The sequence below is a fragment of the Ruegeria sp. CH8 genome, from assembly GCF_056536985.1.
Genome location: NZ_JBQFQR010000006.1, coordinates 124,335 through 147,938 on the forward strand (window position 1 = coordinate 124,335; position 23,604 = coordinate 147,938).

A 23,604-nucleotide genomic window follows, 5' to 3' on the forward strand; every position below is an offset into this window, starting at 1 on the left:
GGATCAGCGGGGACGGTGGATATGAGCGCTTTGGACGATGCCGAAGGCGGCCATCAGAACCAGCATGGCCGATCCGCCATAGCTGACCATCGGTAGCGGCACGCCCACAACCGGGGCTAGGCCCATCACCATCGACATGTTGACGGCAAAGAACAGGAAGAAGTTCAGCGCGATGCCCAGCGTCACCAGCGACGAGAACCGGTCCTTGGTTGAAAGCGCCGTCACCAGACAGAACACCAGTATCAGACCATAAAGTGTCAGGAGAGTTATGCCGCCGACAAAGCCGAATTCCTCGGCCAGCGTGGTGAAGATGAAGTCGGTGTGTTTCTCGGGCAGGAAGTTCAGGCGTGATTGCGTGCCCTGCATGAATCCGCGCCCGTTCCAGCCCCCCGAGCCCAACGCAATCTTGGATTGCGTGATGTGATACCCTGCGCCCAACGGATCGGTTGAGGGATCAAGAAAGGTGTCGATACGGCGGAACTGATAGTCTTTGAGTAACTGCCACTCGGTTCCCCGGCTGTTGAACACGGTGGCAATCAGCCCGACCACGGCGGCGATGACGGCGGCGAAATACGCCCAATGGACACCGGCGAGGAACATCAGGCCGCCCCCAGCGGCCAACAGCAAGATCGAAGTGCCCAAATCGGGCTGTTTCAGAACCATAGCTGTGGGGATCAGGATCAAAGCGACCGGGATCAGCACCCACAGCGGGCGTGAGGTTTTGTGGGATGGCAGCCAATCGTAGTAAGCAGCCAATACCATGACCAGCGCAACTTTCATGACTTCGGATGGCTGCAGGCGCATGAAGCCAAGGTCGATCCAGCGCTGGGCGCCCATGCCGATGGTGCCGAAAAGTTCAACAAATATCAGCAAAACGATAGAGCCGAGATAAGCCACGACGGACATGTTGCGCCAGAACCAGATCGGTACCAGCGCGATGATGAACATTACCGTCAAGCCCAGTCCGAAACGTTCCAGCTGAGGTTCTGCCCACGGCATCCACGACCCGCCCGCAACCGAGTACAGCATCAGGAACCCGGCGCTCGCCACGCTGATCAACAGCAGGGTCAGTGGCCAGTTCATATACAGGAACTTGCGAAACCCCGAGGGTGTGGATTTGACGGTATATTCAAGATAGCTCATGCGCGATCCTTCTCGGTCGGACGCGCTTTGGGGCGGCGGTCGCCTTCCAGCCGTTTTTGCTGCTCCTTGATCCGGTCCCGGTCGGCAACCGGGTAGGCCTCAAGCGGCGGGGTACCGTCATAGAGCGCCTGCAGCATGATATCGCGAGCCACAGGGGCTGCCGCTTTGGAGCCGCCGCCGCCATGTTCCACCACCACTGCCACGGCGTATTTCGGGTTATCGTAGGGCGCAAAGCTGACGAACAACGCGTGGTCGCGGCGCTCCCATGGCAGGTCTTCGTTGCGGATCACGCCGGCGGCCCGTTCGGCCTTGGTGATGTTGCGCACCTGGCTGGTGCCGGTTTTGCCCGCCATTCTGAAATCATCAGCGATGATGCGACTGCGATAAGCCGTGCCGCGGCGGTCATTCGAGACCGAGAACATTGCCTGCCGCACCTGTTCTAGATTGTTGCGGTTCACCGCCAGAGGTTCACCCGCACCCGAAGGTTGTTCCACCCCGTCCACTGACCGCACCAAACGCGGACTTACGGCACGCCCGGTTGCGATACGTGCGGTCATCACCGCAAGTTGCAGCGGCGAGGCAAGCATAAAGCCCTGACCGATCGAGGCATTTGCGGTATCACCCACCAACCAGTCCTGCCCGTGCACGCGCTGCTTCCATTCCTGGTTCGGAGCCAGCCCGGCAGCAACAGCAGACATTGGAATGTCGTGTTTGACGCCAAGCCCGAAAATGCGCGCCATGTCCGAGATTTTGTCGATGCCCACCCGCAAGGCTACGTCGTAATAATAAACGTCGCAGCTGCGCTTCAGGGAGGTTTCAAGATCGACCGTGCCATGCCCGCCCCGTTTCCAGCAGTGGAAGCGGCGGCTGCCTACCTTCAGGTGGCCGGGGCAGTAAACGGTGTTGGACGATCCGATCACCCCGGCCTCAAGCGCGGCCATGGCGGTGATCATCTTGAAGGTCGAACCGGGCGGATAGGTACCCTGCACGGTTTTGTTCGCCAGCGGGCGGTAATTGTCCTGTGTCAGCGCCCGGTAATCAGCGACCGAGATTCCACGTACGAACAGGTTCGGGTCGAAACTGGGGGCAGAACTGATGGCGCGGATATCACCGGTTTCGCAGTCGATCACCACGGCGGCGGCGCTTTCACCGGCCAGACGCGCCTGTGCGTATTGCTGCAGGTCCGCGTCGACCGAGAGCTGAAGATCGGCCCCGGCGGTTCCTTCCTGCCGGTCCAGTTCACGCATTACGCGGCCGGTGGCGTTGACCTCGACCCGCTTGGCACCGGCCTTTCCACGTAAGCTGATTTCCTGTTTTGCCTCTAGCCCGACCTTGCCAATCTGGAACCGGGGGATGCGCAGGACGGGCTCGGGGTCTTCGATCTGGCTGAGGTCATAGTCACTAACCGGGCCGACATAACCGACTACATGAGCGAAATCCTCGTATCGTGGATATTGCCGGGTCTGCCCCACTTCGGGGATAACGCCGGGCAGGGCAGGGGCGTTGACGGCGACTTTTGAGATGTCCTCCCACGTGACCTGATCGGCCAGTGTCACCGGCAGGAAGGGGGCCGAGCGGCGCATCTCGGTTTTGGCGCGTTCGATTTCGTCAGCTGTCAGGGGGATCAGTTTTGACAGCTTTGCGATCACCTCGTCCACCTCACCCGCGTCCTCGCGCACCATGACGATGCGGTATGAGGGTGAGTTCTGGCCGATGATCTCTCCGTTCCGGTCATAGATCCGGCCACGGGTCGGCGGGATCAGGCGGATGTTGATCCGGTTTTCCTCGGCCAGCAGGCGGTATTCATCGGCCTGATCCACCTGCATGAACCGCATCCGGGCGGCCAGGCCACCGACAAAAGCGGCCTGCAGCCCACCCAGAATCAATGCTCTGCGGGGCAGGCGTTTATAGGCGAGGCCCGTGGCCTTGGGTTTGCGCTGCTTCATCCGCGTGCCCCCAATGCACCGGTTTCCGCGCTGGACTTGCGCCGCACTCCAAGTCCGTTTTGCGTGAACAGAACGATCAAAGGATAAACTGCTATTGTCAGAACCACTTGGATCACTGCCGGCCCCAAGGCTGCTTGTTGTACCGACAGGATAGCAAGAATGACGCGATTCAGCAGGAAAATAGTCGTGATTACTGCGGCGACAGTGGACCATTCGCCGACAAAACCCGAGTCCAGCAAGCCAAATGCAGCGGAACGCAGGTAAGCGGCCCCCAGAACCACAAGAGCCGCCAGCAGGCCGGGCGGGCGTTGCAGCAGCAGATCGGCCATCAGCATGACGAAGGCGACCAGCAGAGTTGGAACGAATTCGGGCCGCCGCAGCACCCAGGCGAAGGTCAGCGCGATCAGCAGGTCCGGAAACGGCCAACGGTCCGGTTTTGTGTCCAGTGGCAGCAAGTGCAAGAACAGAATCAGAGCGGCCAGAAACAGGTACAGGCCTCGCTTAAGCCAAAGTTGTGAGGTCTGGCTATCCATCACCCACCTCCACGGGAGGAAGCGCCGCTGCAGGCTGGGTGGGCCCCACGATGCTGCCCGGGTCCCGAATGGTGGGGGCCGACAGATATCGCAGCACACGCAGGAATTCGAGCCGCTCGAAATCTGCCGACAGACGCACGCGCAGGCGGCCTCCGGGATCGGCGGTGATCTGGCCGATCAGCAGGCCAGCCGGGAAAACGCCACCATCGCCCGAGGTCACGACGCGGTCGCCAGGGCGGACCAGTTCACGGTTTTCCAGAAACTCGACGGCAGGGGCCGGGGTGTTGTCGCCTGTGATCAGGGCGGTCTGGCCCGAAGGTTGAATGGTCGCCGGGATCGCGCTGGAGGCGTCGGTCATCAGGATCACCCGCGCCGTATCCGGTCCCACGCCCGAGATACGCCCAACCACGCCGATCCCATCCATCGTAGCCCAGCCATCGGTGATGCCGTCGCGTTCACCCACATTCAGCAGCACGGACTGCCGGAAGGGCGAGCCGCTGTCGGCCATCACAACACCGGTAATATAGGTTAAGCGCGGATCAAGGCGCACATTGTTCAGGTCCAGCAGCCGGGCGTTTTCCTGCTCTAGCTGCAGGGCGGCCTCTTTCCATGCGCGCATCAGGCGCAGTTCGCTGCGCAATTCCTGGTTCTGTTCGCTTAGGCGCTGATAGCTTTGAAAATCTCGCGCCAGATTAACCACGGCGGTGACCGGAACCATCGCCCATTCCATTGACGGCACAACCCGATCAACGACCTGCGCGCGGAACCGTTCCACCCGTGGGCTGTCGATGCGCCAGACCAGAAAGATGGCCAGCAGACACAGCACCACAATCCCCAACAGCAGGCGGCGCAAGGGGGTGGTGTATTCGTCGCGCTGAGATCGGTCTTTTGCCACAGGTTACCTTCCCGTGCTGCTCGTGCCGAGTTTACCCTATCTGCAAAGGGTGCGCGCCTTAGCTTTCGTAGTCAATCGCGTGGCGCAGTTGTTTTTCGTATTCCAACGCCTTGCCGGTGCCCAAAGCCACACAATTCAGGCTTTCATCGGCAATCGACACGGCCAGACCAGTCTGTTCGCGCAAGGCGAGGTCCAGATCGCCCAGTAGCGCACCTCCACCGGTCAGCATAACGCCCCGGTCCACGATATCCGCAGCCAGATCAGGCGGCGTGGTTTCCAGCGCGGTCATCACCGCCTCACAAATCTGCTGGACGGGTTCGGACAGAGCCTCGGCCACCTGGGCCTGGCTGATCTCGATTTCCTTTGGCACGCCGTTCAGCAGGTCACGCCCACGGATATGCATCGACTGGCCGCGCCCATCGTCCGGCATCCGAGCGGTGCCGATGGTGGTCTTGATGCGTTCGGCGGTGGATTCACCGACCAGCAGGTTTTGCTGACGACGCAGATACGAGATGATCGCCTCATCCATGCGGTCGCCACCAACGCGGACCGAGCGGGCATAAACGATGTCGCCCAACGACAGAACCGCGACCTCGGTTGTGCCGCCACCGATATCAACGACCATGTTTCCGGTCGGATCAGTGATTGGCATCCCGGCGCCAATTGCTGCAGCGATGGGTTCCGCAATTAGACCCGCGCGGCGCGCACCTGCAGACATAACCGATTGACGGATCGCACGTTTCTCGACCGGGGTCGCGCCATGGGGGACGCAAACAATAATCTTGGGCTTCGAGAAGGTCGAGCGTTTGTGCACCTTGCGAATGAAGTGCTTGATCATTTCCTCGGCGGTGTCGAAGTCTGCGATGACACCTTCACGCATCGGGCGGATGGCTTCGATCGAACCGGGGGTTCGGCCCAGCATCAACTTGGCGTCTTCACCCACGGCCAGCACTTTTTTGACGCCGTCCTTGACGTGATATGCCACCACCGAAGGTTCAGACAGGATAACACCGCGCCCCTTGACATAAACCAGCGTGTTCGCCGTTCCAAGGTCGATAGCCATGTCCGCTGTGAACAGGCCGCCCAGATTGCCAAAGATCCCCATGTTTCCCCTGATCCTGTATGTCGGTTTTTTCTACTGCCCGCGACTCGACGGTTCCGGGACGGATGACTTATAGGGTGCCAACACGCCCGGTAAAAGGGCTGATTCCGCGACAATCAGCACCTTTCCGCCTTATTGACGGGGACTTTAGAAGGCAAAATGCTCTCTTATCAACACATTTACCACGCTGGGAATCTGGCTGATGTGCAAAAGCATGCTTTATTGGCATCTGTGCTGGACTATCTGACCCGCAAGGACAAGCCGCTGACGTATCTGGAAACCCATTCGGGACGGGGCTTGTACAAGCTGGACGCGGTCGAGGCGGTGCGCACGGGTGAGGCGGAGGCCGGCATCCGGCGCGTCCAGCAGGCCAATTGGTTTGACGCGGATCATCCGCTGGAGCGAGCGATCTGCGCGGTTCAGCAAAGGCACGGGGCAGAAGCCTATCCCGGCTCACCACTGATCGCCGCCAGTTTGCTGAGAGAACAAGATAGCTTGCACTTTGCCGAGTTGCACCCGCAGGAACATTCCGCTCTGGCCATGGCGATGTCGCCCTGTGGCGCCAAAGTGTATCGGCAGGACGGATATGAACTGGCGCAGTCTCTGCTACCTCCGACGCCGCGTCGTGGGATAATGCTGATCGATCCAAGCTATGAGGTGAAGTCAGAATATGATCGCCTGCCAGGAATAATCGGCAAGCTGCATCGTAAATGGAACGTGGGTGTGATCACGCTGTGGTATCCGATCCTGACGGACAATCGTCACAGCGCGATGATCTCCGCCCTGAAATCTCAGAACCTGCCGAAAACCCTGTGCCATGAGGTCAGCTTCGCCCCTGTGAGGGAAGGGCATCGTATGGTGGGGTCGGGTATGTTCATCATCAACGCGCCCTTTGGCCTTGAGGGTGAAATGGCCCACCTGACGACGCTGTTCAAAAAGCTCAGAGCTTAATTTAAAAAGGGTGAGGCTCCCGCCTCGCTTGCCCGCATCAGAGATGCAGCCAACCGAGTTGGGCCCGGCAGCGCGCCGTAGGCGCGCTGCCGGGCCCAAAACCCAAGAAGGGTCGGCGAAGCCGGGCCGCCGCGGGTGCGGGAGCCCTTTTCCGTCGTTTAAGTCAGGTCTTTGTAGCTGATCTCGCGCGCGTCGGCACCGGGGCCGGTTTTCTCGCGGCGCACGATCAGGCGGTTCAGCGCGTGGATGTACGCCTTGGCCGAGGCCACCACCGTATCGGTATTGGCGGATTGACCGGTGGCAATCATACCGTCCTCTTCCAGCCGCACCGACACGGTAGCCTGCGCATCGGTGCCTTCGGTCACCGCGTGCACCTGATACAGTTGCAGCCGGGCGGTGTTTGGATGGATTGCGCGGATCGCCTTGAAGGTGGCATCCACCGGGCCGTCGCCGTGTTCTGTCGCGATCTTGTCCTGACCGTCCACTTCCAGTTCCACTGTCGATTCCGCCTGGCCGCCAGTGCCGCAGGTGACTTTCATCGACACCAGTTGCAAGTGGTCGTTGCCCTCATCATCATCCAGCGTCATCAACGCGATGAGGTCGTCGTCGAACACCTCTTTCTTGCGGTCGGCCAGATCCTTGAACCGGACGAAGATGTCCTTGAGCTGGTTGTCTCCGACCTCATACCCCAGCGTCTCGAGCTTATCACGCAATGCCGCACGACCCGAGTGTTTGCCCAAGGGCAAGGATGTTCCCGACAACCCGATATCCTCGGGGCGCATGATCTCGAAGTTTTCGCGGTTCTTCAGCATCCCGTCCTGGTGGATGCCGCTTTCATGGGCAAAGGCGTTTTTGCCGACGATGGCCTTGTTGAACTGCACGTTGAAGCCCGACACTGTCGCCACCCGGCGCGAGATATGCATGATCTTGGTGGTATCGATGCCCGTATTCCACGGCATGATGTCATTGCGGGTGCGCAGCGCCATGACGACCTCTTCCAAGGCCGTGTTGCCGGCGCGTTCGCCCAAACCGTTGATGGTGCATTCGATCTGGCGCGCTCCGCCTGCGACTGCGGCCAGAGAGTTCGCGGTCGCCATGCCAAGGTCGTTGTGGCAGTGGGTGGCAAAAACCACCTCATCCGCGCCCGGAACCGTCTCGATCAAGCGCTTGATCAGGTCCGCCGATTCCAGCGGCGCAGTGTAGCCGACAGTGTCAGGAATATTGATCGTAGTCGCCCCGGCCTTGATGGCGATCTCGATCACGCGGCACAGGTAATCCCATTCCGTCCGGGTTGCGTCCATCGGCGACCATTGCACGTTTTCGCACAGGTTGCGCGCGTGGCTGACTGTTTCGTGGATCTTTTCGGCCATCTCATCCTGTGTCAGGTTCGGAATGGCGCGGTGCAGCGGAGATGTGCCGATGAAGGTGTGAATACGGTTTTTCCCGGCGTGTTTCACCGCCTCCCAGCAGCGGTCAATATCGGCGAAATTCGCGCGGGCCAGTCCGCAGATGCGACTGTTTTTCGACCGTTGGGCGATCTCGGATACGGCCTTGAAGTCACCTTCAGAGGCGATGGGGAAACCGGCTTCGATGATGTCGACGCCCATTTCGTCCAGCAACTCGGCAATTTCGAGCTTTTCGTCATGGGTCATGGTTGCGCCGGGGCTCTGCTCGCCGTCGCGCAAAGTGGTATCGAAGATCAAGACGCGGTCTTGGTCGGTCACGTTGGTCATGGGATTCTCTTTCTTCTTCTGTCCTAAAGCCTATGGCGCGCGGGCGTCCTCCTCTGAGCGGGCGCGCCGGATGGCACGCTCAGAGGCGGATTAGGATCAGTAGGCCACGCAGAGACGCACCGCGAAGGGCGGTGTCGGCAACAAGGGTATCTGCGCGGTTGATCATGGGAATGAGGTTATACAGAGCCGCCCCGGAATGAAAAGACCAATTTGTGACTAACGGCAGTTGAGTGGTTTCTTTTCCTTGCCGCATTGATCCTATCGGGTAGGCGGCTAGGTGCATTGGTATGGAAAACGCATTGATCATCGGCGCTTCTGGTGGAATCGGACAGGCTGTGTGTCAGCACCTGAGGGGGCAGAGCGTGGAGGTGACAGCCTTGTCACGTTCGGCAGACGAATTTGACCTGACCAAGCCGGATGGTGTGGACCAGCTATTGAGCTCTCTGCCTGGACCCTATGATCTGATCCTTGTTGCCTCAGGTGCTTTGGAGATTGATGGCGCGGCACCGGAAAAGACCTTCCGCGCCATATCTGCGCAGGCGATGATGGATCAGTTCGCGCTGAATGCCGTGGGTCCGGCTTTGGTTTTGAAACACGCGGCGCGCCTATTGCCACGAGACCGGCGCGCGGTTTTTGCCGTGCTGTCGGCGCGCGTCGGGTCGATCGGGGACAACCGTTTGGGCGGGTGGGTCAGCTATCGGGCTTCAAAGGCGGCTGTGAATCAGATCGTTCGCACAGCGGCCATCGAACTGGCCCGAACCCATAAACACGCGGTCTGCGTCGCCTTGCATCCCGGTACGGTCAAAACAGAGTTCACCCGAAAATACCTCGGACGTCATCCCGCGGTTGCATCGGAAGAGGCCGCTTCAAACCTGCTGGACGTTATGGCGCAGCTGACCCCGGCCGATACCGGCGGGTTCTATGATTGGGCTGGAAAACAGGTGCCGTGGTAGCAGTTTCGCCTCAGCCGTCTGAATTGTCAGTGTCAGAAGGCGGTGTTTCGGTGGCCGCTTCCGGTGCAGTCTCGCTGGCTGTTGCCAGCGCACCGTTTTCCCAAACCCCTGTCTCTTCTTCGCCGTTGGCGTAGCGCATTGTTCCGTTGCCCTGACGTTTTGCGTCGACAAAGCTGCCTTCGTAGACATCGCCACTTGGATAGGTTGCAACTCCGTCGCCGGTGATTTTGCCTTCGGTCCACTGACCAGAATAGCTAAAGCCGTTGGCCATCACGATTTCACCTTGCCCGTGGCGCTTGCCCGCCTGGAACTCTCCGGAATAGACTGTTCCATCGGGATAGGTGGCCATGCCCTCGCCCTGACGCAGGCCGTCGATCCAGTCGCCGACATAGCTGTAGCCGTCGGCTGACGAAAGGATGCCTTCGCCGTGGTTTTTGGCGTTCTTGAATTCTCCTTTGTAGACCGTGCCGTTTGGATAGGTTGAAACACCACGGCCCTCGATCACGCCGGCAATCCAGTCCCCATCATAACTCGAACCGTCCGTGTAAGTGATGCGGCCTTTTCCTTCGGCCAGATCGGCCTTGAAATCGCCGACATAGATCGAACCGTCGGGATAGGTTACTTCACCCAGCCCTTCGATCAGGCCGTCGGTCCATTCGCCAGTATAAACATAACCGTCAGTACCGGTATAAGTGCCCTGCCCATGGCGCAGATCGTCGGCATAGAGGCCCTCGTAGACATCACCGTTGGCATAGACCACCTTGCCCTTACCCTGGCGGCGGCCATCAACCAGCGCGCCTTCGTAGACATCCCCGTTGACATATGACAGACGCCCGGTTCCGGTGATGCGGTCCTCAGCCCATACGCCGGTATAGGTCATTCCGTCAGGCAGGGTCAGGGTGCCTTGCCCATGGCGCTGGCCGTCCTTGACCTCTCCCTCATAGACGCCGCCTTCGGCATAGGTGATCTTGCCTTTGCCTTGTTTAACGCCGTCGACCCAGTCCCCGTCAAAACTGTACCCGCCAGGATCGGTCATCACGCCTTTGCCGTGATAGCGGGCGTTTTGGAACCCACCTTCATAGCGTGCGCCATTGGCGTAGTTTGCGATGCCAGTGCCATTGATCGACCCGTTAGACCATTCGCCGTCATAGCTGCCGCCATCGGCGTAGACGATCTTGCCGCGCCCTTCGGGCTGACCTTTGGCAAACATCCCCTCGTAGGTCGAACCATTGACGTAGCGGGCTACGCCTTTGCCCTGAATCTCTCCCTCGACCCATTCGCCGCTGTATTCGAACCCGTTGGGCAGGCGGTAGGTGCCGGTCCCGTGACGCAGTCCGTTTTCAAAGGTGCCTTCATAGACGCCTCCGACCTCGTCATCTTTGGTGATCACCTGACCATCCTGCGCGGAGGCTCCTGCAGTGATCAGGGCCAGCACGGATACGGCAATTGAAATGCGGAAAGCGTTCATGATCGGTCCTGCCTGTCCGGGGTTCATCCTTTTGCGCAAAACTACGGCACGCGCATGGGCAGAGCAACGGGTTTCGCCGCATTTGCCTTTCACTCGCGCAACGATCTGCTAAATGGCAGTAAGACTGACGAGGGCAAGAGGGCAGCATGGCCGACCGTTTCCGCATCACTCTGGCGCAACTCAACCCCACCGTGGGGGATATCGAAGGCAATGCCGCCAAGGCGTTGGCCGCTTGGGAACAGGCGCGCGAGGCCGGGGCCGATCTGGTGTCGTTCCCCGAGATGTTCATCACTGGCTACAACACGCAGGACTTGGTGATGAAACCTGCATTTCACCGGGCAGCGATGGCCGCGGTCGAAGAGTTGGCCGCCCAATGCGCCGATGGCCCGGCGGTGGCGATTGGCGGGCCATGGGTTGAAGATGGCAGCCTGTATAATGCCTACCTGATCCTAAAGGGCGGTCGGATCGGCAGCAAAGTTCTGAAACATCACCTGCCCAATGAAACGGTGTTCGATGAGGTGCGCTTGTATGATGCCGGACCTCTGGGTGGACCCTATGCGGTTGGCAACACGCGCATCGGCAGCCCGATTTGCGAAGATGGCTGGCACCCTGATGTGGCCGAAACGCTTGAGGAAACCGGGGCTGAGTTTCTTTTGATCCCCAACGGCTCGCCCTATTTTCGCAACAAATACGACATTCGCCTGAACCATATGGTGGCTCGCGTGATCGAGACCGGCCTGCCGGTGATCTACCTCAATATGGTGGGCGGGCAGGATGATCAGGTGTTTGATGGGGCCACCTTCGGCCTTAACCCGGGCGGAGAGCTGGCGTTCCGGATGCCGGTTTTCGACGAGGCCGTGACCCATATCGACCTTGAGCGCGGCGATGACGGCTGGCGAATCGTGCCGGCCGAGATCGTACCGCAGCCCGATGAATGGGAGCAGGACTATCGCGCGATGGTGCAATCCCTGCGCGATTACATGGGCAAGACCGGGTTTGAAAAGGTTCTGCTGGGCCTGTCGGGCGGGGTCGATTCCGCACTGGTAGCAACGATTGCCGTGGACGCCCTCGGCGCCGAGAACGTCCGATGCGTGATGCTGCCGTCCGAATACACCAGCCAGGGCTCACTGGACGATGCCGAGGCCGTCGCCAAGGCGCTGGGCGTTCACTACGACTATGTGCCGATCTCGGACAGCCGCGCGGCGGTGACCCAGACTTTGGCCCCGCTTTTTTCTGGTCGCGATGAGGACCTGACCGAAGAAAACATCCAGTCCCGCCTGCGCGGTTTGCTGCTGATGGCAATCTCGAACAAGTTTGGCGAGATGTTGCTGACCACCGGTAACAAATCCGAAGTCGCGGTGGGCTATGCCACGATCTACGGCGACATGAACGGCGGCTACAATCCGATCAAGGATCTGTACAAAACCCGCGTGTTCGAGACCTGCCGCTGGCGCAACGCCAATCACCGCAGTTGGATGATGGGCCCGGCGGGTGAAGTGATCCGCCCTTCGGTCATCGACAAACCTCCCAGCGCCGAACTGCGCGAAGATCAAAAGGACAGCGACAGCCTGCCCGATTACCCGGTACTGGACGCGATTCTGGATATTCTGGTCGATCAGGAAGGTTCGATCGCTGAATGCGTGGCCGCTGGATTCGACGAGGCCGACGCGCGGCGGGTCGAGCATCTGATCTATATCAGCGAGTACAAGCGCTTTCAGTCTGCCCCCGGAACGCGCCTGACCAGCCGGGCGTTCTGGCTGGATCGCCGATATCCGATTGTGAACCGCTGGCGGGACCAGGTCTGAGCTTTCGATACTCGAATTGGGGGAGGGGTCGTTTCCAGTCCGCCCTGTTTGCTTGGCTGTGCTTACCCATTGTTTCCCAATGGTGAATAAACCCCTGATTTTCTTGGGGCGCATGAAACTGACGGCTTGAATCCGAAACATTTTTTTGCCACATTTTAGCTTAGTTGATGCCTCATGTGGGGCGGGGTGACCTCAATTCGGTTTCTGGAGCTGTGGATCACCCAAGTTTGGATGTCTGAGTTAACGATTTGGTGTTGTTATGTATAAGGGTTACGATAAGCCTCTTCACCCGCCGCTAAGGTACAAAGCCATGGAGTCCGAAGCCCGCGTTTTGGACGAAGCCAAGCTGGACTCGGCAATTGCAGATATTCTTCGGGAAGAAGAGTTGGAAGACCCCGAACCCAAGGGGAGATCTGCGAAAGCCCTGGCCCTTTTCCCTGAACTGCCTGATCAGGCGGAGATGGATAAAGAGGCTCAGAATAGAGATTCAAGTTTGTCAGCGTCGCTTCGCCAGAAATGGGCCGGGTTGAGAGGGGCAGCTTAAATTTCAGGTCAATTCGACTTGAAAGTGCGAGTGTTCTCAGACTTTTTGGCGTATTCGCCACAGCACGTAAAAATCATCGACCCTGCGACAGAAGACATGTTGCCTGTGCGCCTGCTCCAAGCCTTCATTGCGATCCGAGCCATGAAGTTACGAGCGGTCGATGCCAGGTCCCAAACCAACCCCCGTTGAGCCCGATCTGCACCTGCCTAAAACCGTGGACGTAGTTGTCATTGGCGGTGGTATTGTAGGGGCATCAACGGCTTTGGAGCTTTCCGAACGTGGTGCTTCGGTTCTGCTGTGTGAAAAAGGGCAGATCGCAGGCGAGCAAAGCTCTCGCAACTGGGGGTGGGTCCGATTGGGAATGCGCGACCCACGAGAGATTCCGCTGATGGTCGAGTCGTTACACCTGTGGCAGGGGTTGGATCAACGTATCGGGCGGGAAACCGGATATACGCGTGCGGGCATTTTGTTCGGTGCTTCGGGCAAGCGGGACAGTGGCAATCTGGAACGGTGGCTGCGCCATGTTGAGGGGCTGCAGATTGGCGCAAGGATCGTCGCAGGGGCCGAGTTAAACGCCCTGCTGCCGGGCAATCAAATCCCCTATGACTGCGCCCTATACATGCCGCAGGACGGTCGGGCGGAACCGCAACTGGCCGCGCCCGCAATTGCCGAGGCTGCGCGTGATCGCGGCGCTGTTCTGATGACCAATTGTGCCGTCCGCAGCGTCGATACCGGGGAAGGCCGGATCACGGGGGTTTTCACCGAACGCGGCCGCGTGGCCTGTGACTATGTCGTGCTGGCCGGGGGCGCCTGGTCGCGTCTTTTTGCAGGGAATGCAGGCATAGACCTGCCGCAGCTCAAGGTTTTGAACACGGTGTTGCGAACCTCGCCGGCCGAGGGGCCAGAAGCGGCGCTATGGTCCAACGATTTTGCCATACGTAAACGGGGCGATGGGGGCTATTCCATCGCGTCGGGGCATGAAAACACGGTGGACATTGTGCCTGACAGTTTCCGGCTGGCGCGGCAGTTTCTACCTGCATTTGCACAGGAATGGCGGTCGCTGCGGTTTCGTCTGTCAAAACGCTGGGGCATCGAAGCGCAGCAGGACAGGATCTGGCTGCCTACGGATGTCACCCCGTTCGAACATTGCCGCGTGCTGGACCCTGAGCCATCCCCCAAGGCACTGCGGCAAGCCTGGGCCGCGGCACGCAAAAGTTTCCCGGTATTGGAACAGGCCGAACTTGTCCAAAGCTGGGCGGGCCTGATTGACGTCACACCGGACGCGGTGCCGGTGATCTCGGGGGTGGATCAGATTCCCGGCATGTTCATCGCAACAGGGTTTTCGGGTCACGGGTTTGGCATTGGCCCAGCGGCAGGCCGCTTGATGGCCGATCTGGTCGCCGAAACTGCGCCTTGCGTCGATCCGGCCGCCTTCCGCCTGTCCCGTTTCACGGATGGCTCAAAGGTGCGACCGGATCCGGGGTACTGAGTGTCTAGCCCATCATCTGATAGCTGACCGGTACAAAGCGGAACCCGTCGCCACGGCTTTCGACAAAGCCAGCGGCAGGGAAGGGCATGTGATAGCCGATCATCGGCACCTTGTCGGCGGCCAGCATGCCAAGCACGTTGCGGCGTGATGCCGTCGCGGCGGCTTTGTCCATGTCAAAACGCACTTCCCATTCCGGGTGGGCGAAGGACCAGACATAATGGTTCGCCAGATCGGCGGTCAGAATCAACCGCTGACCATTGCTTTCCAGATGATAGACCGTATGGCCGGGCGTGTGCCCATAAGCTGCGACAGCAGTAATGCCCGAAGCAACTTCGCCGCCGTCTTCGATAAAGGTCATCTTTTCAGCCAGCGGGGTCACCTTGGCGGCCACCAGATCGCCGACGCGATTGCCTGCCTCTTGCGCGGCCCAGAAATCATATTCGGGCGAAGCGGTGACATAACGTGCATTGGGGAAGGTCGGCGCGTCATTCGTGGTCATGCCACCGATATGGTCGGGGTGCATGTGAGTGATGACGACAACGTTGATCTGATCCGGCGTGACACCCGCATCCGCCAGCGCGGCCTGAATGCCACCTTGACCCAAGCCGGTGTCGAACAGCACAAGTTCGGAACCGGTATTGACCAGCGTCGGGGTAAAGAAGAACTGCGCCACGTCCGGAGAGATGAAGTTGTCGGCCGAAACCTTGGCGAAATCCTCATCCGAAGCGCCGCCACCGAAAATCTCTTGGGCGCCATCGCGGGGCAGGCTGCCGTCCAGCAGCGTGGTGACTGTGAAGTCGCCCAGCGTGAACGACTTGGCGACGGTCGAGTTTGCTTTGGTCTCAGTTCCCGCAGCCAAAATCGGGGTTGCAGCAGCGGCAAATGGCAATGCAGCCGCGGAACCCAGTGCGGCGCGGCGTGTGAATTTGATGGTCATTGTGGTTCTCCCTGTCAGAACACCTGGGGGTGAAGTAGCTCGGCGCGACTCTCTTGCCAGACTATACCCCTATGAAGTGGGCTGCGTGGATGAACATGTCGTGTTAATTTTTGTTCATGCCGCGATCAGAAAACAAAACCGTCCCTACCAAAGCAAGCGTTGCGCGCTTTTTGTCGATCGTTGAACCGGCGTCAAAAGCTGCCGACGCTCAGGCACTGGACGCACTTTTTCGCGAAACGACCGGGTTCGAGCCGGTTATGTGGGGCGGGTCGATAGTTGGCTATGGCCGCTATCACTATCGCTACAAATCCGGGCGCGAGCGCGATTTTCTGGCCACTGGTTTTTCGCCACGCAAGGCGGCGTTGTCGATCTATATCATGCCCGGCTACGCGGATTTTGGGGATATCCTGTCACGGTTGGGCAAGCACAAGCTTGGCAAGTCCTGTCTCTATGTGAACAAACTGGCGGATATTGATCTGAACGTTCTGTCCGAACTGATCCGCGCCGGACTTGCGGATCTGGAGCGGCATTGGCCGGTTCACCCAGTCTGATCCGCTTTATCTTTTCCCAAAAACTCTCGCCGAAGGCACGCGCCGCCCGGCGCGTTTCCCGCATCTGCTGGACAAAACGCCCATCCTGTGACATGAGCCGCGCCAACAGGAGAACTCCATGACCACCACCCGTTTTGCCCCGTCGCCCACCGGTTACATCCATGTGGGCAACCTGCGCACCGCTTTGATGAACTATCTGATCGCCCGCAAGGCCGGAGGCACCTTCATCCTGCGCATCGACGACACCGATCCTGAGCGATCGAAAGAAGAATATGTCGACGCGATCAAACAGGATATGGAATGGCTGGGCCTGCATTGGGACCGAATTGAACGTCAGTCGGACCGGCTGGACCGCTATGCCGGAGCCGCTGACAAGCTGCGCGAGATGGGCCGGTTCTATGAGGCGTTCGAGACGCCGACCGAGTTGGATCTAAAACGCAAGAAGCAACTGAACATGGGCAAGCCGCCGGTCTATGACCGCGCCGCACTCAACCTGTCCTACGCCGAGAAAGAGGCGCTGCGGGCTGAGCGTGGCAATGGTGTCTGGCGCTTCAAGCTGGATCACGAGCGGATCGAGTGGAACGACGGCATTCTGGGCGATATCTCAATCGATGCGGCTTCGGTGTCCGATCCGGTTCTAATCCGCGGAGACGGTCAGGTTCTTTATACGATTGCGTCCGTGGTCGATGACACCGAGATGGGCGTGACCGATGTGGTGCGCGGCTCGGACCATGTGACCAACACCGCGACACAGATCCAGATCATCGAGGCGCTGGGCGGCACCTGCCCGCGGTTCGCACACCATTCGCTGCTGACCGGCCCGCAGGGTGAGGCACTGTCGAAACGTCTTGGCACTCTGGCGCTGCGCGATCTGCGTGAACAGGGCGTGCAGCCGATGGCGCTGCTGAGCCTAATGGCGCGCCTTGGTTCGTCTGATCCGGTCGAGCTGCGCTCGGATATGGCCGAGCTAATCGAAGGCTTCGATGTGAACCGTTTTGGCTCGGCGCCGACCAAGTTCGACGTGCAGGACCTATTTCCGCTGACCGCAAAGCACCTTCAGTCGCTGTCTTTGGCCGACGTGGCCGATGCGGTGGCGGATGCGGGCGTCCCGGCTGAACTGGCCGAACCTTTCTGGGCCATGGCGCGCGAGAACATCACCACTCTGGCTGACCTCAAAGGTTGGTGGGAACTTTGCCGCGACGGGGCGGAACCCCTGATCGACGACGAAGACCGAGAGTTCATCGCCGAGGCCGTCGCTTTGCTGCCCGAAGGCCCGTTCAATGGCGAGACCTGGGGCACCTGGACCAAAGCCGTGAAAGAGGCCACGGGTCGCAAGGGTAAGGGCTTGTTCATGCCATTGCGCAAGGCGCTGACAGGCATGGAGCGTGGGCCGGAAATGGCGGCTCTGCTGCCGCTGCTTCAGGTGATCCGCGCGCGCGGCTGACCGCAACAGCACAGAATTCAGAAAGGCGGGGTTCAATGACCCCGCCTTTTTCTATGCGGTCTGTACGATAGACACCGACAAACGATTCAGGCGGTCATCGACAAATTCGGTCTCACCCGTTTTCAACTGCTGGTGACGCGGATAGCGGGGTTCGGCCCGGTCGTTCAAAATCGGCGCCTCCCATCCATCTGTCGTGGCAAAGAACCGGTCCGCACCGTCCTCGCCAAAAGTGCGCAGATACCCCTGCACGACCACATCGATATAGCTGAGCAGCAGCGGATGACGATTGCTGGGCTCAGTATGGCGGCCCTGCGGCACTGCGTAGACGGCGATTTCGACCCGATGCGTCAGGGGATGTGTGACGGCGTGGGTCGTGGGCACCCGGTCATAGGCCCATTCTCGTTCGTCCAGCGCCGCCCAGTCGTTTTTCGGGACATGGGCGATCATCCCCTCGATCTGAGACTCAGGGTCCGGGATAGCGGTCAGAAAGGCCACAGGGCGCAGGTCGGTGTGCCGCCAGGCTCGTCGCCATCCCTTCAGTTGCGCCGGAAGTGGGTTGGGGAAATCGTGCGTCGCAAGGTTCACGAGGCTGCCATAGCCAAAGAAATAAGGGTCTGCCATGCGCCGTCAGTTCCTTTCCAAGCGATTGATGTATGTCAAACCGCTTTTTTGCCGGACATGCAATAAGGTCGCATCTTGAAATTTGGGAGGTCTCGATGAGGATTACCAAACGGACAAATATCGCGGTGCGCCTGCTGATGTATTGCGCGGCGCATCAGGATCGGCTGGTGACCAAGGCCGAAATCGCCGATGTGTGCAACATCTCGGAAAACCATCTGGCGCAGGTGATCAACCAATTGAGCCAGCTTAACTACCTGAGCACGCAACGCGGCCGCAATGGCGGCATGGCGCTGGCGCGTCCGGCGGATCAAATTCGCATCGGCTCGGTGTTCCGCCATGTCGAAGGCAACTTGCCGATCGCCGAATGCTTTGCCGATGCCGACAACACCTGTCCTCTGACAGATGCCTGCCGGTTGCGGCTGGCCCTGCAGGACGCGGCTGAGGTGTTCTATGCCTCGCTGGATGAAATCACGCTGGATGCGCTTGTGTGCGACAACGACCAGTTGCTGCAAATCCTGCAACCGGTCGCCTGCGTGCGCTGAGATCAGTTGCTGGCCCGCAGGATGCGGGCCGGACGTACGGCTAGGGGACGCAGGGCAAAGGCAAGGCCCGCGCCCAGGGTCAAAAAGATACCGGCCAGAACGATGCTCAGGGCTGAGGTCCAGATGACCGAGAATCCGGTGTCGAAGATGTAGGTGGCGACCGCCCATCCCCCCAGAATGCCGGTCAGCAGGGCAACACTCCCGGCCGCTGCGCCCAGCAGGACCGAACGCAGAGCAAAGCTGATCAATATGCGCCGCCGGTCTGCGCCCAGCGTTTTCAGGATCGCGGATTCGTAGCGGCGCGCGGTTTCGCCTGCGGCGGCGGCTCCGATCAGAACAAGAAAACCGGTCATTAAGGATATTCCTGCCCCGTAGGACGTTGCTGCCGCCAGCCCGGCCAACAGGCCCGAGACGCGGTCAATAGCGTCGCGTACCCGGATTGCGGTGATGTTGGGGAACTGGCCCGCCAGATCGCGCAGGATGGCGGCTTCGGCCTGTTCCTCGGCATAGACGGTTGCGATGAAACTGTGCGGCGCGACCGCAAGTGCTGAAGGGTTCATCGACATGATGAAGCCAATGCCTGCGGTCGAAAAATCGACCTCGCGCAGAGAAGTGATTTCGGCGGTGATGTCGCGCCCCAGAATGTTCACTGTCAAATTGTCGCCAATGGACAGGCCCATTTCCTCGGCCTCTTCAGCGGCGAAACTTACTTGTGGCGAGCCGGAGTAATCCTCGGGCCACCAGGTCCCTGCAGTGACGCGGGCGTTTTTGGGCGGGGCGGCGGAATAGGTCACGCCCCGATCCCCGTCCAGCACCCAGTGATCACCGGCGACGTCGCGGGCGGGTTTGCCGTTGATCTGAGTGATGATCCCCCGCAGCATCGGGGCGCTTTCGATGCGGCTGACGGCGGGGTCGGTTTTCAAACGTTCGGTAAAACCGGGCATCTGATCTTTTTGAATGTCGACAAAGAAATACGACGGGGCCACGTCGGGCAGATTGCCGGAGATCGTATTACGCAGGGTCCCGTCGATCTGGCCAACAGCGGCAAGCACCGAAAGCCCCAACCCCAGCGACAGCACAACCGAGGCGGCCCCTTCACGCGGGTCCGAGATCGCCGACAAAGCCCATCGCAGGGCAGGGCGGCCTCGAGCGGATGTGGTGCTGATGCGTGCCAGTTTGCGGATCGCAAGGGCGGACAGGGACAGCAGCACCAGCGCGCCGACCAGCCCTGCGGCGGTCCAGAGGGTCAGGCGCACCGAGCCGCTGAACCACGCGGCAGACGCGATCAGCAGGGCCAATCCGATTCCGGTCGCAACCACGAAAGCTGTGCGTGGAAGAGCACGCGCCGATGACAGCGCGTCGCGGAATAGGGTTGCGGCGCGGACCTCCTCGGTTCGGGCGAGGGGCCATAGGGTGAAGAGGAACGCGGTTAGCAGGCCGTACAGCGCAGCCTCGGCCAGAGGGCGGGGATAGAGCGTGAAAACAGCCGGAACCGGCAGGCGGGCCTCAATCAGCGGGGCCAGCAACAGGGGCAGAATCGCCCCGAGCGCAATCCCCAATGCGATGCCGATCCCCGACAAAACTCCGATCTGGATCATGTAGGTTTGGAAAATCGTCGCGCGATCCGCGCCCAACGTGCGCAGCGTGGCGATGGTATCGGTTTTCTGCGCCAGATAAGCGCGGACGGCGGCAGAAACGCCAATGCCGCCAACGGCCAGACCGGAAAGGCCGACCAAAACCAGAAACGCACTTAGACGCGCGACAAACTCGGCAATCCCCGGCGCGCCGTTGCGCGCATCGGTCCAGCGCATTCCGGTGCCTTCGAAGCTTTGTTTGGCCTCAGCGGACAAGGTTTCGAGATTGGCACCCGGCGGCAGGTTCAGCCGGTATTTGGTGGAAAACAATGTCCCCGGCGCCAACAGGCCGGAGGCCAGCAGATCCTTGGTCCGAACCAGAGTACGCGGCCCTAAACCAAACCCGTCCGCGGCACCATCCGGTTCATGGATCAAAGCCGCCGTCAGTACGAAGTCTTGTGTACCAAGCGCAAATTGGTCGCCAACAGACAAGCCCAATCGGTCCATCAACACCGGGTCCATGACCGCTCCGGGCAAGCCTTGCTGGTCGTCCAGCGCAGCAGAGAGCGGTTGGTCGGGTTCCAGCTTGGCTGATCCCAGCAACGGATAGGCCGCGTCTACGGCCTTTACCTGTGTCAGAGCGCGCTGGGACTGCCCGTTATGCTCCACAACGGCCATCGAGCGGAAATCGACCACTTCGGACACATCCGTCGCGGCTTGTTGCATCCATGCGCGTTCGTCGTCGCTGGCAAAGCGATAGGTGAATTCCAACTGCGCGTCCCCGCCCAGCAGTGCTGCGCCCTCCTGCGTCAACCCGGTCTGGATCGCGGACCGGACCGAGCCGATGGCCGCAATGGCAGCCACCCCCAGCGCCAGACAGGCTAAAAACACGCGAAAGCCGCGCACTCCGCCGCGCAGTTCCCGGCGCGCCAGACGCCCGGCCAGACGCAGGCTCATTCCGCGGCCTCTTGGTTCGCGTCTTCTGCGATAGTGCCGTCCCGCAAGCGGATAACGCGGTCGCATTTACGTGCCAGGCTGTGGCTGTGGGTGACAAGAACCAGCGTGGCGCCGTGCCTGTCACGCAAGTCGAACAGCAAATCAACGATGGCCGCACCGGTGGTTTCGTCCAGATTTCCCGTCGGCTCGTCCGCCAGCAGGATCTGCGGGCGCGGAGCGGATGCACGCGCCAATGCCACCCTTTGCTGCTCACCCCCCGACAATTGCGCCGGGTAGTGGTCGCATCGATGAGACAGGCCGACCGCGTCCAGTTCGGCCTCGGCGCGGGCAAAGGCATCCTTGTGCCCGGCCAGTTCTAGCGGAGTGGCCACGTTTTCGAGCGCGGTCATGGTCGGGATCAGGTGGAAGTTCTGAAATACAACCCCCATTGAATCGCGCCGGAACCGGGCCAGCGCGTCTTCGTCCATCCCGGTCAGGTCACGGCCCAAAGCGGCGATTTCGCCCCCGGTCGCCTGTTCCAGCCCGCCCATTAGCATCAACAGCGAGGATTTTCCGGACCCAGACGGCCCAACCAGTCCCAATGTTTCACCTTTGGATACGGTCAAAGAGATGTCATGTAGGATATTCACCCGGCCGGCATTGCCATCCAGCGACAAAGCAGCATTTTGGAGCGAAAGAACGGGTGTCGTCATGAGGTTTTCCGGATGGGGGCAGTCATTTGGGATATGGAGCGGTTCTGATGTTGCGCAAGGCTTTGATGTCGATGCTGTATATGTTCTGCGGCTTTGCGGCCACAGCCGAGCAGGTGGTGATCGCAGCTTTAGGGGATTCGCTGACCCAAGGCTATGGGCTGCCTGAACAGGATGGCTTTGTGCCTCAGATGGACCGGTGGCTGCAGGCGCAGGGCGCGGATGTGCGCCTGATCAACGCCGGTGTGTCCGGAGACACCACAGCAGGCGGCGCGGCGCGGGTGGATTGGACGTTGACGCCAGAAGTGAACGGGATGATCGTGGCACTGGGTGGCAATGACCTTTTGCGAGGGATCGACCCGGCAGTGTCGCGTACCAACCTTGAGGCGATTGTCAAAACGGCGGGCGCGGCGGATGTCGAAACCCTACTGGTCGGGATGCAGGCACCGGGGAACTATGGCGCCGATTATAAAGAAGCGTTTGATTCCATCTATCCGGATCTGGCGGAGCAGTACGAAACCGGCTACGCCCCCAGCTTTTTCTCTGGCCTGACCGCTGAAGGCGATCCCGATGCCGCTCGTCGCTATATGCAGCCGGACGGCATTCATCCAAACGCCGAAGGCGTGGCTTTGATCGTTGAAAGCCTGGGACCTTACGTGCTGGAGCTAATCGCAGCGGCCCAGCAGTGATCAGACGACGGTCACGACGGTCCCGATCGGGACACGTTCATAGAGATCGATAACGTGTTCGTTCATCATGCGGATACAGCCATTTGAGACCGCATGACCTATGGTCTGTGGCTGCGTTGTGCCGTGAATGCGGAAATAGGTATCGACACCATTCTGAAACAGGTACAGCGCCCGCGCGCCCAGCGGGTTGTCACCGCCGCCGGGTTGAACATAGTCATTGTCCTTGAACCGGGCATAGGTGACCGGTTCGCGCTCAATCATCTCGTCGGTGGGGCGCCAGGTCGGCCACTCTTTCTTGACGTCGATTGTGGCAGTACCGGTAAATTCCAGCCCGGCCTTGCCCACTCCGCAGCCATAGCGGACCGCCTTGCGCGGCTCGGTAACGTAGTAAAGGTAGAATGATCGCGGCGCGACCAGCAACTGACCCGGCTGAAACTGCTTTTTGATGCGGACAAATTGCGGTGTGGGATCGTATTCGACAGCTTTCTTCTTTGCCGCAGCAACGCCCGGCACAAGGGTGGCGGCAGCGGTCGCTGTCAGAAAGGTACGGCGCGTGAACATGGCAGCTCTCTTCAAAACAAAAGACAAATCTTGAACCCAATGTCGGAATGATAGCCGATCCGGTCAATCGCCGGGATTACATAACGTAAACGTGATGTATTCTGACTGCCACACATGCTGCGGCAGGAAGGTGAAAGGGTGAGGAAATCCCCTCACCCTTTCAAAAGCTTAGGCCAGCTGAATGTCAGAGGCGCTTTCGCGGCCGTCGCGACCTTCGCGCAGCTCGTAAGTGACTTTCTGGTTGTCGGCCAGACCGGTAAGGCCCGAGCGTTCCACGGCCGAGATGTGAACGAAGATGTCTTTGCCGCCATCTTCGGGTGCGATAAAGCCGTAGCCTTTGGTGGTGTTGAACCATTTTACGGTGCCTGCGGGCATATCCGTTGTCTCCTGTTTGGTGCTGCCCACGTGGATGCGGCAGCCTGGCGTCGTAGTCTGGATCGAGTGACTGAGCGCCGTAAAAGGAGACAGTGGGTCGAA

At 60.0% G+C, this 23,604-nt stretch carries 22 protein-coding genes; 9 read left to right on the forward strand and 13 right to left on the reverse strand.

The window, feature by feature from the left end:
- Nucleotides 1-3: 3 nt before the first annotated feature.
- The 5 genes from rodA to ACR0ER_RS08880 are packed head-to-tail and all read right to left on the reverse strand — an operon-like array spanning nt 4 to nt 5,622.
- Nucleotides 4-1,143 carry a rod shape-determining protein RodA gene (gene rodA / locus ACR0ER_RS08860; RefSeq protein WP_170333458.1) on the reverse strand — a complete coding sequence of 380 codons (1,140 nt, stop codon included), beginning with the start codon at nt 1,141-1,143 and terminating at the stop codon, nt 4-6.
- A complete protein-coding gene (gene mrdA / locus ACR0ER_RS08865) occupies nt 1,140-3,089 on the reverse strand; it encodes a penicillin-binding protein 2 (RefSeq protein ID WP_480768601.1) in 1,950 nt (649 codons plus the stop codon). The genes rodA and mrdA overlap by 4 nt, the downstream gene beginning before the upstream one ends.
- Complete coding sequence (locus tag ACR0ER_RS08870; RefSeq protein WP_480768602.1) at nt 3,086-3,622, reverse strand: rod shape-determining protein MreD; 537 nt, start codon at nt 3,620-3,622, stop codon at nt 3,086-3,088. Before ACR0ER_RS08870 ends, mrdA begins: the two co-directional genes overlap by 4 nt.
- The gene (gene mreC / locus ACR0ER_RS08875; protein WP_480768603.1) at nt 3,615-4,517 is read right to left on the reverse strand and encodes a rod shape-determining protein MreC; all 903 of its coding nucleotides are present in this window, start codon (nt 4,515-4,517) and stop codon (nt 3,615-3,617) included. The genes ACR0ER_RS08870 and mreC overlap by 8 nt, the downstream gene beginning before the upstream one ends.
- 58 nt (nt 4,518-4,575) lie before the next feature.
- The gene (locus ACR0ER_RS08880) at nt 4,576-5,622 is read right to left on the reverse strand and encodes a rod shape-determining protein (protein ID WP_170333465.1); all 1,047 of its coding nucleotides are present in this window, start codon (nt 5,620-5,622) and stop codon (nt 4,576-4,578) included.
- 156 nt (nt 5,623-5,778) lie between these two features.
- Here ACR0ER_RS08880 and ACR0ER_RS08885 point away from each other — a divergent pair, with 156 nt between their 5' ends.
- Entirely contained in the window at nt 5,779-6,570 is a 792-nt protein-coding gene (locus tag ACR0ER_RS08885; RefSeq protein WP_480768604.1) for a 23S rRNA (adenine(2030)-N(6))-methyltransferase RlmJ, read from the forward strand.
- A 158-nt stretch (nt 6,571-6,728) separates the two neighbouring features.
- Here the strand turns inward: ACR0ER_RS08885 and ACR0ER_RS08890 are convergent, their stop codons facing one another.
- Nucleotides 6,729-8,303 carry a 2-isopropylmalate synthase gene (locus ACR0ER_RS08890; RefSeq protein WP_170333469.1) on the reverse strand — a complete coding sequence of 525 codons (1,575 nt, stop codon included), beginning with the start codon at nt 8,301-8,303 and terminating at the stop codon, nt 6,729-6,731.
- A 287-nt stretch (nt 8,304-8,590) separates the two neighbouring features.
- Here ACR0ER_RS08890 and ACR0ER_RS08895 point away from each other — a divergent pair, with 287 nt between their 5' ends.
- A complete protein-coding gene (locus tag ACR0ER_RS08895; RefSeq protein WP_480768605.1) occupies nt 8,591-9,256 on the forward strand; it encodes an SDR family NAD(P)-dependent oxidoreductase in 666 nt (221 codons plus the stop codon).
- 10 nt (nt 9,257-9,266) lie between these two features.
- Here the strand turns inward: ACR0ER_RS08895 and ACR0ER_RS08900 are convergent, their stop codons facing one another.
- Nucleotides 9,267-10,724, reverse strand: a complete 1,458-nt coding sequence (locus ACR0ER_RS08900) for an MORN repeat-containing protein (RefSeq protein WP_480768606.1) — start codon at nt 10,722-10,724, stop codon at nt 9,267-9,269.
- Nucleotides 10,725-10,870: 146 nt separating this feature from the next.
- Between ACR0ER_RS08900 and ACR0ER_RS08905 the strand changes: the two genes are divergently transcribed.
- The 3 genes from ACR0ER_RS08905 (at nt 10,871) to ACR0ER_RS08915 (ending at nt 14,562) form a co-directional block, all read left to right on the forward strand.
- The gene (locus ACR0ER_RS08905; protein ID WP_480768607.1) at nt 10,871-12,529 is read left to right on the forward strand and encodes an NAD+ synthase; all 1,659 of its coding nucleotides are present in this window, start codon (nt 10,871-10,873) and stop codon (nt 12,527-12,529) included.
- Between the two features lie 310 nt (nt 12,530-12,839).
- Nucleotides 12,840-13,073, forward strand: a complete 234-nt coding sequence (locus ACR0ER_RS08910) for a hypothetical protein (RefSeq protein ID WP_480768608.1) — start codon at nt 12,840-12,842, stop codon at nt 13,071-13,073.
- Nucleotides 13,074-13,233: 160 nt separating this feature from the next.
- Nucleotides 13,234-14,562 (forward strand): NAD(P)/FAD-dependent oxidoreductase, encoded by a 1,329-nt coding sequence (locus tag ACR0ER_RS08915; RefSeq protein WP_480768609.1) that lies wholly within the window; start codon nt 13,234-13,236, stop codon nt 14,560-14,562.
- A gap of 4 nt (nt 14,563-14,566) precedes the next feature.
- On the opposite strand, the gene ACR0ER_RS08920 is transcribed toward ACR0ER_RS08915, so the two are convergent.
- The gene (locus ACR0ER_RS08920) at nt 14,567-15,499 is read right to left on the reverse strand and encodes an MBL fold metallo-hydrolase (RefSeq protein ID WP_480768610.1); all 933 of its coding nucleotides are present in this window, start codon (nt 15,497-15,499) and stop codon (nt 14,567-14,569) included.
- 116 nt (nt 15,500-15,615) lie between these two features.
- On the opposite strand from ACR0ER_RS08920, the gene ACR0ER_RS08925 reads away from it, so the two are divergent.
- On the forward strand, nt 15,616-16,050 hold the full coding sequence (locus tag ACR0ER_RS08925; protein ID WP_480768611.1) for a DUF1801 domain-containing protein: 435 nt from the start codon (nt 15,616-15,618) through the stop codon (nt 16,048-16,050).
- Nucleotides 16,051-16,168: 118 nt separating this feature from the next.
- On the forward strand, nt 16,169-17,494 hold the full coding sequence (gene gltX / locus ACR0ER_RS08930; RefSeq protein ID WP_480768612.1) for a glutamate--tRNA ligase: 1,326 nt from the start codon (nt 16,169-16,171) through the stop codon (nt 17,492-17,494).
- A gap of 51 nt (nt 17,495-17,545) precedes the next feature.
- On the opposite strand, the gene ACR0ER_RS08935 is transcribed toward gltX, so the two are convergent.
- Nucleotides 17,546-18,115, reverse strand: a complete 570-nt coding sequence (locus ACR0ER_RS08935; RefSeq protein WP_480768613.1) for a gamma-glutamylcyclotransferase family protein — start codon at nt 18,113-18,115, stop codon at nt 17,546-17,548.
- A gap of 95 nt (nt 18,116-18,210) precedes the next feature.
- On the opposite strand from ACR0ER_RS08935, the gene ACR0ER_RS08940 reads away from it, so the two are divergent.
- Nucleotides 18,211-18,657 carry an RrF2 family transcriptional regulator gene (locus ACR0ER_RS08940; RefSeq protein ID WP_475208072.1) on the forward strand — a complete coding sequence of 149 codons (447 nt, stop codon included), beginning with the start codon at nt 18,211-18,213 and terminating at the stop codon, nt 18,655-18,657.
- Between the two features lie 2 nt (nt 18,658-18,659).
- Here the strand turns inward: ACR0ER_RS08940 and ACR0ER_RS08945 are convergent, their stop codons facing one another.
- Together ACR0ER_RS08945 and ACR0ER_RS08950 are read right to left on the reverse strand one after the other, a co-directional pair.
- Nucleotides 18,660-21,188, reverse strand: a complete 2,529-nt coding sequence (locus ACR0ER_RS08945) for an ABC transporter permease (protein ID WP_480768614.1) — start codon at nt 21,186-21,188, stop codon at nt 18,660-18,662.
- A complete protein-coding gene (locus tag ACR0ER_RS08950) occupies nt 21,185-21,880 on the reverse strand; it encodes an ABC transporter ATP-binding protein (RefSeq protein ID WP_480768615.1) in 696 nt (231 codons plus the stop codon). Before ACR0ER_RS08950 ends, ACR0ER_RS08945 begins: the two co-directional genes overlap by 4 nt.
- Nucleotides 21,881-21,927: 47 nt before the next feature.
- Here ACR0ER_RS08950 and ACR0ER_RS08955 point away from each other — a divergent pair, with 47 nt between their 5' ends.
- Nucleotides 21,928-22,566: an arylesterase gene (locus ACR0ER_RS08955; protein ID WP_480768616.1), complete on the forward strand. Its 639-nt coding sequence runs from the start codon at nt 21,928-21,930 to the stop codon at nt 22,564-22,566.
- Here the strand turns inward: ACR0ER_RS08955 and ACR0ER_RS08960 are convergent, their stop codons facing one another.
- Nucleotides 22,567-23,127, reverse strand: a complete 561-nt coding sequence (locus tag ACR0ER_RS08960) for a L,D-transpeptidase (protein WP_170333499.1) — start codon at nt 23,125-23,127, stop codon at nt 22,567-22,569.
- A gap of 168 nt (nt 23,128-23,295) precedes the next feature.
- Nucleotides 23,296-23,502 carry a cold-shock protein gene (locus ACR0ER_RS08965; RefSeq protein WP_170333501.1) on the reverse strand — a complete coding sequence of 69 codons (207 nt, stop codon included), beginning with the start codon at nt 23,500-23,502 and terminating at the stop codon, nt 23,296-23,298.
- Between the last annotated feature and the right edge of the window lie 102 nt (nt 23,503-23,604).